This is a genomic window from Arthrobacter sp. UYP4 (genome assembly GCF_057291175.1).
This window is the reverse complement of the sequence record NZ_JBXAVU010000002.1, coordinates 331,113-347,181: the sequence shown is the minus strand read 5'-3', so window position 1 is coordinate 347,181 and position 16,069 is coordinate 331,113. Positions and strand designations below refer to the sequence as shown.

The 16,069-nt window shown below is 69.7% G+C and carries 14 protein-coding genes and 1 tRNA gene; 7 read left to right on the top strand and 8 right to left on the bottom strand.

Annotated features, from left to right (window positions below; genetic code table 11):
* Positions 1-20: 20 nt before the first annotated feature.
* The 6 genes from AC0Z9V_RS10355 (at position 21) to AC0Z9V_RS10330 (ending at position 6,523) form a co-directional block, all read left to right on the top strand.
* Entirely contained in the window at positions 21-824 is an 804-nt protein-coding gene (locus AC0Z9V_RS10355) for a DUF501 domain-containing protein (RefSeq protein WP_133081980.1), read from the top strand.
* Positions 824-1,768, top strand: coding sequence for a Ppx/GppA phosphatase family protein (locus tag AC0Z9V_RS10350; RefSeq protein WP_133081981.1), 945 nt, complete (start codon positions 824-826; stop codon positions 1,766-1,768). The genes AC0Z9V_RS10355 and AC0Z9V_RS10350 overlap by 1 nt, the downstream gene beginning before the upstream one ends.
* Positions 1,769-1,772: 4 nt before the next feature.
* On the top strand, positions 1,773-3,221 hold the full coding sequence (locus AC0Z9V_RS10345; RefSeq protein ID WP_485141441.1) for a S8 family serine peptidase: 1,449 nt from the start codon (positions 1,773-1,775) through the stop codon (positions 3,219-3,221).
* 35 nt (positions 3,222-3,256) lie between these two features.
* On the top strand, positions 3,257-4,696 hold the full coding sequence (locus tag AC0Z9V_RS10340) for an NAD(P)/FAD-dependent oxidoreductase (protein WP_485141440.1): 1,440 nt from the start codon (positions 3,257-3,259) through the stop codon (positions 4,694-4,696).
* 116 nt (positions 4,697-4,812) lie between these two features.
* Positions 4,813-4,885 (top strand) — tRNA-Leu (locus tag AC0Z9V_RS10335).
* Positions 4,886-5,125: 240 nt separating this feature from the next.
* Complete coding sequence (locus tag AC0Z9V_RS10330; protein WP_133081984.1) at positions 5,126-6,523, top strand: ABC transporter substrate-binding protein; 1,398 nt, start codon at positions 5,126-5,128, stop codon at positions 6,521-6,523.
* A 146-nt stretch (positions 6,524-6,669) separates the two neighbouring features.
* Here AC0Z9V_RS10330 and AC0Z9V_RS10325 read toward each other — a convergent pair whose 3' ends face one another.
* From AC0Z9V_RS10325 to AC0Z9V_RS10305, 5 genes are all read right to left on the bottom strand, one after another.
* Complete coding sequence (locus AC0Z9V_RS10325) at positions 6,670-7,380, bottom strand: hypothetical protein (protein WP_459288336.1); 711 nt, start codon at positions 7,378-7,380, stop codon at positions 6,670-6,672.
* Between the two features lie 150 nt (positions 7,381-7,530).
* Positions 7,531-8,274 carry an ABC transporter ATP-binding protein gene (locus AC0Z9V_RS10320; RefSeq protein ID WP_133081986.1) on the bottom strand — a complete coding sequence of 248 codons (744 nt, stop codon included), beginning with the start codon at positions 8,272-8,274 and terminating at the stop codon, positions 7,531-7,533.
* Positions 8,271-9,251: an ABC transporter ATP-binding protein gene (locus AC0Z9V_RS10315; protein ID WP_133082266.1), complete on the bottom strand. Its 981-nt coding sequence runs from the start codon at positions 9,249-9,251 to the stop codon at positions 8,271-8,273. Before AC0Z9V_RS10315 ends, AC0Z9V_RS10320 begins: the two co-directional genes overlap by 4 nt.
* Before the next feature lie 140 nt (positions 9,252-9,391).
* Complete coding sequence (locus AC0Z9V_RS10310) at positions 9,392-10,372, bottom strand: branched-chain amino acid ABC transporter permease (RefSeq protein WP_133081987.1); 981 nt, start codon at positions 10,370-10,372, stop codon at positions 9,392-9,394.
* 9 nt (positions 10,373-10,381) lie between these two features.
* A complete protein-coding gene (locus tag AC0Z9V_RS10305) occupies positions 10,382-11,722 on the bottom strand; it encodes a branched-chain amino acid ABC transporter permease (protein ID WP_133081988.1) in 1,341 nt (446 codons plus the stop codon).
* 293 nt (positions 11,723-12,015) lie between these two features.
* On the opposite strand from AC0Z9V_RS10305, the gene AC0Z9V_RS10300 reads away from it, so the two are divergent.
* Positions 12,016-12,870 carry a Bax inhibitor-1/YccA family protein gene (locus tag AC0Z9V_RS10300; RefSeq protein ID WP_133081989.1) on the top strand — a complete coding sequence of 285 codons (855 nt, stop codon included), beginning with the start codon at positions 12,016-12,018 and terminating at the stop codon, positions 12,868-12,870.
* Between the two features lie 97 nt (positions 12,871-12,967).
* Here AC0Z9V_RS10300 and galK read toward each other — a convergent pair whose 3' ends face one another.
* From galK to AC0Z9V_RS10285, 3 genes are read right to left on the bottom strand one after another with little or no spacing between them, the layout of a single operon-like run.
* Complete coding sequence (gene galK, locus AC0Z9V_RS10295; protein ID WP_485141439.1) at positions 12,968-14,122, bottom strand: galactokinase; 1,155 nt, start codon at positions 14,120-14,122, stop codon at positions 12,968-12,970.
* A complete protein-coding gene (gene galT, locus AC0Z9V_RS10290; RefSeq protein ID WP_485141438.1) occupies positions 14,119-15,243 on the bottom strand; it encodes a galactose-1-phosphate uridylyltransferase in 1,125 nt (374 codons plus the stop codon). The genes galK and galT overlap by 4 nt, the downstream gene beginning before the upstream one ends.
* Complete coding sequence (locus AC0Z9V_RS10285; RefSeq protein ID WP_133081992.1) at positions 15,240-16,037, bottom strand: DeoR/GlpR family DNA-binding transcription regulator; 798 nt, start codon at positions 16,035-16,037, stop codon at positions 15,240-15,242. Before AC0Z9V_RS10285 ends, galT begins: the two co-directional genes overlap by 4 nt.
* Positions 16,038-16,069 lie beyond the last annotated feature (32 nt).

Genomic DNA, 16,069 nt, shown 5'->3' with positions numbered 1-16,069 from the left:
AGCGTCCAGGAAGGAACAGCGTGACCCACCACGACCAGCATGACGAGCGCGACGAGCGAGGTCCCGAGGGACAGGATCCCCGGACCCCCAGCGCACGCGACCTCGACGTCCTCAGTCGCCAGCTCGGCCGCCCCGTGCGGGACGTCGTCGAGATCGGGGCGCGGTGCGTCTGCGGCAATCCGCTCGTCGCCACCACCGCACCCCGCCTCTCGAACGGCATCCCGTTCCCCACCACCTACTACCTCAGCCATCCCGTGGTCACCTCCGCCGTGTCGCGGCTCGAGGCCGACGGCGTCATGACCGAGATGAGCGACCGGCTGACCGCCGACGCCGGCCTCGCCGAGCGCTACCGGGCCGCCCACGAGGCGTACCTCGCCGCGCGCGACGCCGTCGGGCAGCGGGCTGGGACCGGCCCGGTCCCCGAGATCGACGGTGTCTCGGCCGGAGGCATGCCCACCCGCGTCAAGTGCCTGCACGTCCTCGTGGGCCACTCGCTCGCGGCGGGACCCGGGGTCAATCCGCTGGGCGACGAGGCGATCGCACGGATAGCGCCGTGGTGGACGCCGGAGCACTGCTCCTGCGACGGGGCCTGGGACACCACGGGGCAGGCACCCCACGCCGACCTCAGCCGGCACACCAGGACCCAGGGCCTGAGCCCCGAGGAGCTTGAGGCGAAGCGGGCGGCGCGCCGCCGCGGAGCGGAGCCGGACGGCACGGCAGACGCGAGCACGCCGGTCGCCGGGGCCCACGCCGCTTACACCACGGCTTCCGCCCCGGCTTCCACCACCGCTTCAGCCCCCAGCGGCGCCACCGAGGAGAAGTAATGCGTACAGCTGCCATCGACTGCGGCACCAATTCCATCCGACTCCTGATCGCGGACATCGCGGACGGGGTCCTCACCGACGTCGAACGACTCATGCGCGTGGTGCGCCTCGGCGAGGGGGTCGACGCGACCGGCCGACTCTCGGAGGCGGCGCTCACGCGGACCTTCGCCGCGACCGAGGAGTATGCGGAGCTCATCGACCGGCACGGCAACCCGCCGGTGCGCTTCGTCGCGACGTCGGCGTCCCGCGACGCCGAGAACCGCCAGGACTTCGTCGACGGCATCCGGGCACGGCTGGGCGTCGAGCCGGAGGTCGTCTCCGGCGATGAGGAGGCGAGGCTGTCCTTCGCCGGCGCCGTGAGCGTCCTCGAGGCTGCCCGCGACGAGACGGTCCTGGTGATCGACCTCGGCGGCGGGAGCACGGAGTTCGTGGCCGGGACGGCCGGCGGCCTCATCGCCGCGCGGAGCACCGACATGGGGTGCGTCCGCTACACGGAGCGCTTCCTCAAGGACAACCCGCCGACGCCGGACCAGATCGCGGCGATGGAGGCGGAGGTCGGCCGCATGATGGACGACGCCGCGGCGCAGGTCCCCCTGGACAGGATCACGAAGATCGTCGGCGTCGCCGGGAGCGTCACCACGGTCACCGCGCACGCCCTCGGTCTCCCGTCCTACCAGCCGGAGCGGATCCACGGCGCGGAGCTGCCGATCCCGGTGGTCTCGGCGGCGGCAGCGGACCTCCTGCACATGACGCGGCAGGACAGGGCCGCACTGCCCTACATGCACCCCGGCCGCGTCGACGTGATCGGTGCGGGAGCGCTCATCTGGAGGTCGATCGTTGAGCGCGTCGCCGACGTCACGGACGGCCGGGTCTCGACGGCGGTCACGAGCGAGCACGACATCCTCGACGGGATAGCCCTCGGCATCGCGGAGCGGGAACGGTGAGCTGATGCGCACCCGACGGCGCATCGCCGTGCGGACGGGCGCCGCCGTCGTCGCCGGCCTGGTGGCCCTGCTGCCCGCTGCGGTGCCCGCCGCGGCGGACGAGGTGCGTGCCAAGGAGTACTGGCTCGAGGACTACGGCATCGCCGAGGCCTGGAGGAGCACGCAGGGTGAGGGCGTCACGGTGGCCGTGATCGACAGCGGGATCGACGGGAACCATCCGGATCTGGCCGGTGCCGTGGTGGGCGGCACGGACGCCTCCGGTGCGGGAGATCCGCGGGGGCAGCGCGGCATCGGGGAGGTGCCCGGCCACGGCACCCTCGTCGGGACCCTCCTGGCCGGACGCGGGCACACCGACGGACCGGAGCAGGCGGGACCGTCGGCCAGGCCGTCCGGCGGCAGCACGGCGAAGGCCACGCCCGCGCGGGACCCCTTCGGCCAGTACGGCGAGGGGCCGGACGGCATCGTGGGAGTGGCGCCGAAGGCCGACCTGCTCGCCGTCTCGGTGTGGATCGAGGGGCAGAACAGCGGCCCCAACCCCGCAGGCGTGACGGTGGACGAGCAGGTACCGGCCGCCGTCCGCTGGGCCGTCGACAACGGCGCCGACGTCATCAACATGTCCCTCGGCAGTACCAGTACCGCCTGGCCGGAGAGCTGGGACGAGGCCTTCCTGTACGCGGAGCAGAACGACGTCGTCATCGTCGCCGCCGCAGGCAACCGGGCCGGGGGACTGACCCAGGTCGGTGCGCCCGCCACGATCCCCGGTGTCCTCGCGGTCGCAGGACTCGACCGGTCGGGCGTCGCAAGCGCCGAGGCGTCCTCGGAGGGCATCAGCATCGCGGTCGCCGCTCCGTCCGAGAATCTCGTCGGAGGCCTGCCCGGTGGGTTCTACGCCGACTGGTCCGGCACCTCCGGAGCGGCACCCCTCGTGTCCGGCGTCGCCGCGCTCATCCGGTCCAGGTACCCCGAGCTCTCGGCAGCGCAGGTCGTCAACCGCATCGTCGGCACCGCGCGCGATGCAGGCCGCCCGGGGTTCGACACGCTCTACGGCTACGGCGTGCTCGACGTCGCCGCCGCTGTCGGGGAGGACCTCGCGGTGCCGGAGGAGAACAGGCTCGGCAGCATGGCGGAGTGGATCCAGCTCTACCGTCGCGGGGGCACGGCGCCCACACCCCTGCCCACGCCGCCGGATCTCCCGGCGGCAGAGGTGATCCCTCCACCGCCGGTGCCGACGGCCGAGGATCCGCTCGCGTCGGTCCACACCGTACCCGCCGTCGTCGTCCTCGGATCCGGGGCCCTGATGCTCGCCGTGCTGGCGGGCGGGGGGCTGCACGTGACCCGCGTGAGGAGGCGCCGGACCGCGTCCGCCGGGGACGAACCGGGCCTGGTCGTGGCGGTCCCGGGACGCGGGAACGAGCGGGGAGCGCCAGGGGTTCCGCGTCCGCCACGGAGTTAGTGAAGATTTTCACAAAGTCCGGTAGCATCGGGGACATGGCATCGAACCCACACTTCTCGGACCGCCCGCGCATCCTCGTCGTCGGCGGCGGTTACGTAGGCCTCTACGTCGCGCACAGGCTGCAGAAAAAGGTCAAGGACCACGGCGGGATCGTCACGCTGGTCGATCCGCTGCCCTACATGACCTACCAGCCGTTCCTCCCCGAGGTCGCCGCCGGCAGCATCGAACCGCGCCACGCGATCGTGTCCCACCGCAAGCACCTGCGGAAGACGGAGCTCATCTCGGGCAAGGTCACCTCGATCGACCACGCAGGCCGCAAGGCTACGATCGCCCCCACGGGCGGCGGTGACCCGTTCGACCTCGGCTACACCGACGTCGTCGTCGCTGCCGGTTCCATCACGCGCACCTTCCCGATCGACGGGCTCAAGGACCAGGGCATCGGCCTCAAGACCATCGAGGAGGCCGTGGCGCTCCGCGACCGGATGCTCGAGCGCATCGAGACGGCCTCCGTCCTGCCCGAGGGTCCCGAGCGCGATCGCGCCCTGACCTTCGTCGTCGTCGGCGGCGGGTTCGCCGGGATCGAGACCATCACGGAGATGGAGGACGCGGCCCGCGACGCCGTGAAGGCCAACGGACGCCTCAGCCGCTCCGATCTGCGCTTCGTCCTCGTCGAGGCCATGGGACGCATCATGCCCGAGGTCACCGCCGAGCAGGCCGAGTGGGTCGTCGGCCACCTTCGCTCCCGCCAGATCGAGGTCCTGCTGAACACGTCGCTCTCCAGCGCCGTCGACGGCACCCTCAAGCTCATCAACATGCCGGACAAGACGCCCGCCGACGAGTTCGAGACCGACACCCTCATCTGGACCGCCGGTGTGCAGGCCAACCCCGTGGTCCGCTCCACCGACTTCCCGGTCGACGAGCGCGGCCGCGTCCGTGCCACCCCCGAGCTGCGCATCACGGGCGACGACGGACCCATCGAGCACGCCTGGACCGCCGGCGACGTCGCTGCCGTACCGGACCTCACCGGTGGGGGAGTCGGCGGCTTCTGCGTCCCGAACGCCCAGCACGCCGTGCGCCAGGCCAAGCTCCTCGCCGCCAACATCCTGGCGGCGAACTACGGGCTGGGTGAGGTCAAGGAGTACCGCCACACCAACCTCGGCGCCGTGGCCGGCTTCGGCCAGTTCAAGGGTGTCGCGAACATCATGGGCTTCGGCATGAAGGGCTTCCCGGCCTGGCTCGCACACCGCGGCTACCACGGCTTCGCGATGCCCATGTACGAGCGCAAGGCCCGCGTGATCGTCAACTGGAGCATGAGCTTCCTGTTCGGCCGCGACCTCGCCCCGATCTCGGACCTCCAGACGCCCCAGCGCCAGTTCCGCGAGGCGGCCACCCCGCCGCCGAAGAAGGACACGGCGCTGCAGAGCCAGCCGCCCACGCCGGCAGGCAAGGCCGCATCCGCCAAGGCTTCCGCCTGACGTAGCGCAGCACAGCACGAAGAACGACGGCGACCGCCTCCCCGGGGTCGCCGTCGTTCTTCGTGGAGCGTGTCCGGGAGGTCCGCGTGTCCGCGGTACGCTTGACCGGCTGGCCGGCCCCAGTAGCCCAATGGCAGAGGCAGCAGACTTAAAATCTGTTCAGTCAGGGTTCGAGTCCCTGCTGGGGCACTCCCCGTCCACGGCCCACCGTCCTGTTTCGAACCGCACGGCTGCCGTCCGTCGATAGGCAGTGGACTGAGTAGCGCCCGCTGTCAAGAGTGCGTTCCGCCTCCTGTGATGAGCGTTACAAGGATGTAACCCGATTCCCTTATCTCAGACACAAAATTGCATTAGTTTTTCCTACAAGCCAGGAACACCTGGCAATCGCGTCAAAGGCGGCAAGAGCCTTTCGGTCGAGGAGACTAATTAATGACTGCATCACGCAACTCCGCGCGGTTCGGCATCGGGGAGAATGCCCCGCGCGCGGCAAAGGTCGCTGCCCTGAGCCTGGGCATCGCGCTCTTTGCCTCCGGCTGCGGTGGCGGCGGGACCACGGGTTCCGAGGCCGAGGGTGGCGACACCGAGACCACCGCTGCTGCCGGCACTTCTGCACTGGCCTGTCCCGAGAGCGAGGGCGGCACCGGTGAGGAGCAGGGCGAGAAGGGTGATCCCGCAGCCGTACCGGCCAGCAAGACCACGAGCCCGGAGCCGCTCAAGATCGGCTCCATCCTGCCGACCACCGGCACCCTCGCGTTCCTCGGCCCGCCCGAGATCGCCGGCGTCAACCTCGCCGTCGAGGAAGTCAACGCCGCAGGCGGTGTGCTGGGCCAGGACATCTCGATCACGCACCGTGATTCCGGTGACACCACCACCGACATCGCGACCCAGTCCGTGACCGATCTGCTCTCGCAGAACGTCAGCGCTATCGTCGGTGCCGCATCGTCGGGCGTCTCGAAGACCGTCATCAACCAGATCACCGGTGCCGGCGTGGTGCAGTTCTCGCCCGCCAACACCGCCGCCGAGTTCACGACCTGGGACGACCAGGGACTGTACTTCCGCACCGCTCCCTCGGACGTCCTCCAGGGCCGCACGCTCGGCAACTACATCATGACCTGTGGCGCCCAGACCGTCGGCATGATCACCCTGAACGACGCGTACGGCACCGGCCTGCAGGGCACCATCCAGGAGACCGTCGAGTCGGCGGGCGGCCAGGTCGTCGCCAACGAGATGTTCAACACGGGTGACTCGCAGTTCTCGAGCCAGGTGGACGCGATCGCCGCGGCGAAGCCGGATGCGATCGTCCTCATCAGCTTCGACGAGGCCAAGAGCATCGTCCCGCTGCTCGTCGCCAAGGGCATCGATGCCAGCACGCTGTTCATGGTCGACGGCAACACCTCCGACTACAGCGCGGACCTCGACGCAGGAACCCTCGAAGGAGCCCAGGGCACCATCCCCGGCCCCTTCACCGGAACCGGCTTCCAGGAGAGCCTCGCGACGATCGACCCGAACCTCACCAGCTACGCCTACGCCGGCGAGAGCTACGACGCCGTGAACCTCATCTCGCTCGCCTCCGAGGCCGCGGGAAGCGTCGAGGGCACGGAGATCGCGAAGCAGCTCGAGTCCGTCTCGAAGGACGGTACCAAGTGCTTCGACTTCGCGGGCTGCGTCACGCTCCTGCGCGAGGGCGAGGACATCGACTACGACGGAGTGTCCGGTCCCGTGACCTTCGACGAGAACGGTGACCCCACCGAGGCCGCCATCGGTATCTACAAGTACGACGCAGAGAACAAGCCCCAGCCGAGCCGTTCCGAGGTCGGAAAGCTCTAGTCCGGGATTCCCTCCCGATCGGAAGACACACGCAGAAGGCCCCGGCCACCCTTCCCAGGAAGGCGTGGACGGGGCCTTCTCCGTGCACGGCGTGAGCCGAGGAGGCGCGGCGTCGACCGCGCGGCCCTGGGCAGGGCGGTGCAGGGTCAGGCGTCCCCCGGCCGGCGCCTGGAGAGGGCGTAGGAGGGCTCGCGGACCCTGCGGGCCCAGTCGTAGGTCCCGGCGCCGGCCAGGGGGTGCAGCACGGCGTCGAAGTGCAGGTCCTTCTCCTCACCCTGCAGGTCCAGGCGGAGCGTCAGGGTGCCGAAGTGCTGCCAGGGACCGCGCGGCGTCGCGAAGTACAGGCCGAGCTGCCACGGAGCAGCGCCCAGCGCCCGCTGGAACGCCCGCAGCGAGGAGGGCAGGCCCGAGGGGGTGAGCGTCCGGGCACCGAGCAGCACGGGGCCGTCCTCGCCGCGGTACGGCATCATCGTGGTCAGGGGAGCCCGTGAGGTGCGGAGCCGGGGGACCAGGGCGAAACGCGCAGGGAAGGACCACCCGGTCGAGGACAGCAGGACGTCCGAGAACGTCGACGGTGCCGGCGCGGTCTCCGGATGATGGATCCGCACCGCGAGGCCGACGATGTCCGGCAGCCCGTCCGGGGTCCCCACCGACCGCGAGAGGCGCGCCGTGGCCGGGCCCGTGCTCGGCTGGTCCATCCATGGGATCCCGCTGCGGAGGCCGTGGTCGTGCACCACGACGTCGCCGTCGAGCCTCAGACCGCGCGCATGGATGGGGCGGTGCCGGCGTACGTGCTTGATGCCGCGGAACAGGATCTCGAACCCTTTGCCGATCGTGGTGCTGGCCAGTCCTGCCATGTGTCCGGGGTCCCTCCGTCGTCCTGCCCGTCTCTCTTCCCCAACCTAGCGGCCATTAAACGGCGGTGGGCGGAGCCGCTGCCGGCTCCGCCCACCCCTTGCGCTCTGCGCCCGGATCACTCCCGTTCCCGGTGGATCACCGGACCCCGCTCAGGCGGTGTCCGCGAGCGTGCCGAGGTACAGCTGGATGACCTTCGGGTCCTTCATCAGTTCCCGGCCTGTACCCGTGTACGCGTCCTTGCCCTGGTCCAGCACGTAGGCGCGGTCGCAGATCTGGAGGCAGCGGCGCGCGTTCTGCTCCACCATGATCACGGAGACCCCGGCCCGGTTGATCTCGTGGACCCGGAGGAACGTCTCGTCCTGCTTGACGGGGGAGAGGCCCGCCGAGGGCTCGTCCAGCAGCAGGACGGCCGGGTCCATCATGAGCGCACGGCCCATGGCGACCATCTGGCGTTCGCCGCCCGACAGCGAGCCGGCCCGCTGCGCCTTGCGCTTGCCCAGTTCGGGGAAGAGTCCCGCCACGAAGTCGAAGCGTTCCTTGAAGTCCTTGGGCCGCTGGTACATGCCCATCTGGAGGTTCTCCTCGATGGTCAGCGTGCCGAAGACGTTGTTGTTCTGTGGCACGAAGCCGACGCCCCGGCTGACGAGCCGGTTCGCCTTCAGGCCCGTGAGGTCCTGTCCACGCACCACGACGGTGCCGGAGTGGACCTTCACGAGGCCGAACATCGCCTTCAGGAGTGTGGACTTGCCCGCTCCGTTGGGGCCGATGATGCCGATCAGCTCACCGCGCCGTGCCTCGATGCTGCAGCCGTTCAGGATATTCACGCCGGGGATGTAGCCCGCGACGAGGTCGGTGACCTTGACCACCGAGTCGCCCTCGAATTCCTCTCTCACTTCGTCTCCTCATCCTTGTGCGAGCCCGCAGCGTGTGCGCCGCCGACCTCCGTGACGCCGTGGCCGAGAATTCCCTCGTCCTCCGTGCCGACGACCGACTCCTCGTCCTGCGCGAGCTCCTCCTCGAGGCGTTCGATGCCCGTGGAGTCCCCGAGGTCGACGTCGTGGTGGGCGCCGAGGTACGCGTCGATGACGGCCTGGTCCTTCATGACGATGTCCGGCGGACCCTCGGCGACGACCTTGCCCTCGGCCATGACCACGACCCAGTCGGCGATGTGGCGCACCATGTGCATGTCGTGCTCGACGAAGAGGACGGTCATCCCCTCCGATTTCAGGTTCTTGATGTGGTCGAGGAGCGACTGCGTGAGCGCCGGGTTGACGCCCGCCATGGGCTCGTCGAGCATCACGAGCCGAGGCCGGACCATGAGCGCCCGGGCCATCTCGAGGAGCTTGCGCTGCCCACCGGACAGCGAGGCGGCGTAGTCGTCCCGCTTCGTGTCGAGCTTGAACTTCGTGAGCAGCACCTCCGCCTGCTGGGTGATCTCGCGTTCACGCCCGCCCCAGATCCCCTTGAAGAGGGCGCGGGCCAGGCTCTCGCCCGGCTGGTCCGTCGCGCCGAGCCGCATGTTCTCCATGACGGTGAGCTTGCCCATGACCTTGGTGAGCTGGAACGTGCGGACCATGCCCATCCGTGCCACCTTGTGCGAGGCGACCTTCGCCAGGGGCTTCCCGTCGAACTCCCAGTCGCCGCTGTTCGGCACGTCGAAGCCCGTCAGCAGGTTGAACAGGGTGGTCTTCCCGGCGCCGTTGGGACCGATCAGGGCCGTGATCTTGTGCCGGGGGATCTCGAGGTGCTCGACGTCGACGGCGTTGATGCCGCCGAAGCTGCGTGTCACGTTCCGGGCGACGACGATGGGGTCGCGCTTGCGGCACCCGGGGCCGGCCGCCTCGGTGGTGATCGGCTCGGAGTCCGTCATGTGGTCGTGCGGCACTCCCGCCGCGGGGGCCGGACCGCCGTCCGCCGGGACGCCTGCCGCGTGGGCACCGCCCGGACCGTCGGGGAGCCCGGCGGTGCTACCCGTCGCGCCGTTGCTGTTGCTGTCGCCGTGGTTGCCGGTCATGCGAACGCCAACTCCTTCTTGTTACCCAGGACGCCCTGCGGCCTGAAGACCATGAGCAGCATCAGTGCGACACCCACGAGGATGTAGCGCAGCTGACCCGCCTGCGAATTGGACAGGAACGTGATGGCGCCGACCTCGATCGCGCCGTACAGGAGTCCCTGCGTCAACGACAGCACCACCCAGAAGATCATCGCCCCGATGACCGGGCCGAGGACAGTGGCCATGCCGCCGAGGAGGAGGCAGGTGTAGAGGAAGAACGTCAGCTCGGTCGCGTAGTTCGCGGGCTGGACGGCACCGCGGGGCAGGGTGAAGATGATGCCGGCGAGCGAACCGAGGACACCGCCGATCACGAGTGCCTGCATCTTGTAGGCGTAGACGTTCTTGCCGAGCGAGCGCACCGCGTTCTCGTCCTCGCGGATGCCCTTGAGGACGCGGCCCCAGGGGCTGCGCATCAGGAGCCAGACGACGAGGCACGCGAGGATCACGACGGCCCAGCCGACGACGCGGATCCACAGGTCCCGTCCGCTCATGTCGAGGGGGCCGACTGCGTAGCTGTCGTTCCTGAACGGGTTGAGCGAGTAGAACCCGCCCTCGAACGCCGCGAGTCCGTTCGCGGATCCCGTGATGTCCGTGAGGCCGTTGGTCGTGACGATGTACCGGATGATCTCGGCCGCGGCGATGGTCACGATGGCCAGGTAGTCGGCGCGGAGGCGCAGGGTGGGGATGCCGAGCACGATCGCGAAGACGACCGATGCCAGCAGCGCCACCAGGACGGCCACGGGAAGCGGAGCGTTGAAGCTGAGCGTCGAGATGGCGTACCCGTAGGCTCCGACGGCCATGAAACCGGCCTGGCCGAAGTTCAGCAGGCCCGAGTAGCCGAAGTGGACGGCGAGGCCGAGTGCGGCGAGCGCGTAGGCGGCCGTCGTCGGGCTGATCAGTTCGCCGAACGCGTTGATGAGGATGTTTCCGAAGTCCATGGGGAGCCCCTAACCTATGCGCTCTCGGCGGCCGAGGATACCCTGCGGCCGGAACAGGAGCACGAGAATCATGATCAGCAGCGCTCCCACGTATTTGAGGTCTGCCTCAAGCCAGATGGTGGAGATCTCCACGAACAGCCCGACGATGATGGAGCCGACCAGTGCACCGAAGACGGTGCCCAGGCCACCGAGCGTGACGCCGGCGAAGATGAGCAGCAGGATCTGCTGCCCCATGTTGTAGGAGACGCCGGGACGGTAGTAGGCCCAGAGGATCCCGCCGAGGGCGGCGAGCATGCCACCCATGACCCAGACGATCCGGATGACGCGGTCCACGTCGATGCCGGATGCGGCCGCGAGGGCGGGGTTGTCGGCGACCGCGCGGGTCGCCTTGCCGATGCGTGTCCGCAGGAGCAGGAACGCGACCGCCAGGATGATCACGAGGCTCACGATCAGCGACGTCAGGTTGTTGCGCGAGATCGAGATGGAGCCGAGATCGATGATCTGGCTCTGCGAGCCGGGCAGCTGCTGCGTGGCGCCACCGAAGAAGAACTGGATGATGTACCGCAGTGCCAGCGCGAAGCCGATGCTGACGATCATCATCGGGACGAGTCCCGTGCCGCGCCGGCGGAGGGGCTTCCACAGCCCGGCGTCCTGGACGTAGCCGAGGAGTCCACCGCCTAGGACCGCGAGGACGATGGCGACCGCGATGGGGAGTCCGGCGGCCGCGAAGGCGAAGGCCAGGACCGCGCCGAGGGTGACCATCTCGCCGTGGGCGAAGTTGGTGAGCCCCGTGGTACCGAAGATCAGGGACAGCCCGACGGCGCTCAGGGCGAGCAGCAGGCCGAAGCTGAACCCGGCGAGTGCGCGTTCGGCGAGTGTCTCGAGGAAGGAGGTCTGCTGGGCGACGATCCCCTCGCCGAAGAGGAACAGCGTGGTGGCGCTGGAGGTGTTGGCGAAGGTGACCTGGCGGGGGTTCTCCTGGCCCTCGGCCAGGGCGATGCCTTCGGGAAGGGTCTCCTCGTCGATGGCGACCTCGTAGGTGCCCTGCTCGGGCACCCCGATGCTCCAGGCGCCGTTGGGGCCCGATGTGGCCTCCCCTTCGAATCCGTTGCCGGTGGCGGTGACGGTGACGTCGGCGATCGGACCGTCGGCACCGCGGAGCACGCCGCCGATCCGGTTGTCGAACTCCTGGGCCTGGACGGTGCCGGCGGTCCGGACCTGGTGCAGTGCCTGGTCGGGCAGCTGGGGAGACGCCTGCGCCGCAGGGGCGCCGAGCAGCACGGTGGCCAGGAGTCCGAGCACCAGCAGCAGGGACCTCCTGATCCGTGCAGGCGTCGATAGGGGAATCAAAATGGGAACCTCCACGGTGGGGGCAGGCCCGGCGGCGAGCCGACGGGATCAAGAGTTGTGACGAGTGTCACGGGCGTGGGGATCATGTTACTAGCGGCATGTTTCGTGATTTCGCAAAAGCATCGCGACGAGGTAGCGATTCGGTAACGAAAGTTTTACCAAGGGCCCTTGGTGTTGTAATTCCGGCTGCCATTCCTCCGTCCGGCCGGGCGCCCGGGAACAAAACCCCGGCCGGACCGTTGGAATTGGTAGGGTTTCAACAACACTCAGCCCCCCATTGGAGGACTACAGAAATGGCACTTGGCGGTAATCCGGTTTTCAACGGGAAGAATTTCCGTTCCGCTACGCGGGGCAACGCGGCTGCAGGCTTCGGCACCACGACCTACGCGGGTCAGACCGTCGCGAACCAGCAGCAGCTGGAGCACATGTACAACCAGCCGTCCGCCGGACCCGCGCAGACGGGCCGGATGACGTTCGACGACGTGATCGTCAAGACGCTCCTGTCCCTGGGAGTCGTCCTGGTGGGAGCCGCGATCCCTGCGTTCCTCGTTCCGGGCCTCGCCCTTCCCCTCATGGTGCTGGGTGCGCTCGGCGGTTTCGTGCTCGGCCTCGTCAACTCCTTCAAGCGTGAGCCGTCGCCCGCGCTGATCCTGGCCTACGCGGGTCTCGAGGGCCTCTTCCTCGGTGGCCTGACCATGTTCTTCGAGAGCATGTTCCCGGGCATCGCGCTGCAGGCGCTGCTCGGAACGCTGATCGTCTTCGGTGTCACCCTCGCCCTCTTCAAGAGCGGTAAGGTCCGTGCCACCCCGAAGGCCATGAAGTTCTTCATGATCGCGATCATCAGCTACGCGGCCTTCTCCCTGCTGAACCTCGGCCTCATGGTCTTCGGTGCCACCGATGGCATGTTCGGACTCCGCAGTGCTGACATCCCGGGGACCAACATCCCCTTCGGTCTGGTCATCGGGCTCCTCGCCATCGGGCTGGCTGCCTTCTCGCTCATCGTCGACTTCACCTCGATCAGCGAGGGTGTCCGGCAGGGTGCTCCCCAGAAGTACTCGTGGACGGCCGCTTTCGGCCTCACCGTCACGCTCGTGTGGCTCTACGTGGAGATCCTCCGACTCCTCGCGATCCTTCGGGGCGACGAGTAGCATCCGGACGCCCGGCCTGCCGGCCGGCTGAGGCGGATCACGAGCAGAGGGGCCCGCAACCGGGAGGTTGCGGGCCCCTCTGCATTCCTGGAAGCTCTCAGGCGATCCGGGCCGCACCCGCACCGGGCAGGACGCTGAAGATGACCGGTGCCCGGAAACCGGCCGCGGCGAAGGCGGCTTCGACGGCGTCCCGGATGGCCGGGACGTCACCGACCCGTGCCAGGGCGATCGCGGCACCGCCGAAACCGCCGCCGGTCATGCGGGCACCGATGGCTCCCGCGTCGAGCGCCGCGTCCACCGCCGTGTCGAGTTCTGCACAGGAGATCTCGAAGTCGTCGCGCATCGAGGCGTGGCTCGCCACGAGGAGCGGGCCGATCTCCGCGGGTCCCTTCTCGGTGAGCACCTTCACGGTGTCCTCCACCCGGGCGTTCTCGGTCACGATGTGCCGGACGCGCCGGAACGTCTCCTCGTCCAGCACGCCCGCAGCCTCGGCCAGGTCCCCGACCGACAGGTCCCGGAGCGCCGGGACCCCCATGAGCTCGGCACCGAGTTCGCAGGAGCGGCGGCGCGCCGCGTATCCACCCGTGGAGTGGGAGTGGCTGACGCGCGTGTCGATGACCATGAGCTCCAGTCCGGCGCCCTCCAGGTCGAGCGGCACGAGCCTCGACTCCGTGGTGCGGCAGTCGAGGAAGACCGCGTGCCCGGCCTCGCCGAGCAGTGATGCGGACTGGTCCATGATGCCGGTGGGTGCGCCCACCATGCGGTTCTCGGCGAGCTGCCCGATCGCTGCGAGCTCGCGCCGGGAGACCCCGGCACCCGACAGTTCGTTCGCGGCGACGGCGACGGAGCACTCGAGCGCGGCGGACGAGGAGAGCCCGGCGCCGACCGGCACGGACGAATCGACGAGCAGGTCCATCCCGGGGCAGCGGTGACCCGACTGCTCCAGTGCCCAGAGGACGCCGAGCGGATAGGCTGCCCAGCCCTGGACGCCCCCCTCCTCCAGTGAGTCGAGATCGGCGGTCACCGGAGCGTCATCGGGTGCGAACGTCGACGCGACCCGCACGATCCGGTCCGGACGCACCGCGGCCGCGACCGTCGTCGAGTGCTTGATGGCGAACGGCAGCACGAAGCCGTCGTTGTAGTCGGTGTGCTCGCCGATCACGTTCACGCGTCCCGGAGCGGACCAGAGGCCGTCCGGTTCGCCGCCGAAGCGGTCCGTGAAGGCTGTTGCGAGGTCGGTGGGGGAGTTCATGCGGGGTCCTTCCGGGTGGCGGGAGTGGCGCTGCGCAGTGCTTCCGCGACCTTCTCCGGGGTGGTGTCGTTGATGAAAGCCCCCATGGCGGCTTCCGAGCCTGCCAGGAACTTCAGCTTGTCGGCGGCGCGCCGGGGCGAGGTCAGCTGGAGGTGCAGATAGCTCGCGGGCCGGAGGGCGTCGTCGATCGGAGCCTGCTGCCACGCCGCGATGTACGGCGTGGGGGTGGGGTAGAGGGCGTCCAGCCTGCCCAGGAGCTCCAGGTAGACCGTGGTGAGCTCGTCCCGCTCCTCGCCGGTCAGGCCTGCGATGTCGGCCACCCGGCGGTGGGGGACCAGGTGCACCTCGAGCGGCCAGCGCGCCGCGAACGGGACGAAGGCGCTGAAGTGCTTCCCCTCGATCACCATGCGGTCCCCGGAGGCCCGCTCGGCGGCCAGGGCGTGGCCCAGGAGCGTCTGCTTCCCGCCGGAGGCCTCGAAGAACTCGGCCGCCCGGGCCACGAGGGTCGCGGCGCGGGGCGGGATGAACGGGTAGGCGTAGATCTGGCCGTGGGGGTGCAGCAGGGTCACGCCGATGTCCGCGCCGCGGTTCTCGAAGCAGAAGACCTGTTTGATCCCGGGCATGGCGGACAGCGCCTCCGTGCGGTGGGCCCAGGCGTCGATGACGGTCCTGGCACGCTGGGGGCTGAGGGAACCGAAGGAGCCCTCGTGCGCGGAGTCGAAGGCGACCACCTCGCACCGGCCGTACGCCGGCGCCGTCGTACCCCACTCGGGCGTGGCCGGGAGGTCGCCGAGATCCGGGCCGAAGGAGGAGAAGCGGTTCTCGAACACCACGACCTCGTAGTCGGTGGGGATCTCCGACAGGTTCGAGGGCGTCGTGGGGCACAGCGGGCACTGGTCCGCCGGTGGCAGGTGCGTCCGCGACTGGCGGTGCGCCGCGACGGCGATCCACTCGCCGGTCAGGGCGTCGTAGCGCGCGGTCCCGGCCGGCCCCCGCGGCGGGAGCCCGCGGGTGTCATGGGTGGCCGCCGCGTCGCGGTGCAGGGCGGCGCTGCCCTCGAGCGCATCGAAGTAGATCAGCTCTCGCCCGTCGGACAGGCGAGTCGGGGTGATGGAGGTCATGGGCGCTCTTCCAGGTGGGGGTCGGGGACGGGATCGCAGAGGATGCGGGTCAGGGCGGCGTAGTCGTCGTCGGGCTGCCGATCGGTGACCAGCACGGCAGCGGCATCGAGCGCGGAGACGCGGGCGAGGCTCACCACGCCGAGCTTGGTGGAGTCCGCGAGGATCACGAGCTTGCCGCAGGTGCGCGCGAACGCCCGGTTCGTGTCGGCTTCGGCGAGGTTGGGGGTGGTGATGCCGGCGGCGGTGTCGACGCCGTGGGCTCCCATGAAGCACAGGTCCGCGTGGAGGGACGCGATGGTGCTGGTGGCGAGGGGGCCGACGAGCGCCTTGGACGGGGTGAGCTGGCCGCCCGAGAGGAGGACCTGCGGGGCCTCGGCGGGCGAGGCCGCGTGCAGGCGGTGGAGCTCGTCCGCCAGGGGGAGCGAGTTGGTGATGACGGTCAGGCCCTGGACGCGCGACAGCAGGGGCGCCAGGGCATACGTGGTGGTCCCGCCCGTGATGGACACCGTCATGCCGGGGACCAGGAGCGAGACCGCCGCCGCCGCGATCTGCTCCTTCGCCCGTCCGCCCCTCGTGCGGTTGACGTCGAAGCCGGCCTCGACCGAGCTCAGGCTGCCGGGCCTGACCGCGCCGCCATGGACGCGGATCAGGGCGCCGCGGGCCTCGAGGGTGTCGATGTCACGCCGGACCGTCATCTCCGAGACGCCGAGTGCGAGCGCGAGTCCGCTGACCCGGACCGCGGGCTGGTGCGTGAGGCGCTCGAGGATGGCTGCGTGCCGTTCCGCTGCGAGCATGGTCCTCCTGCCTCACCCTGAGGACTCGAACG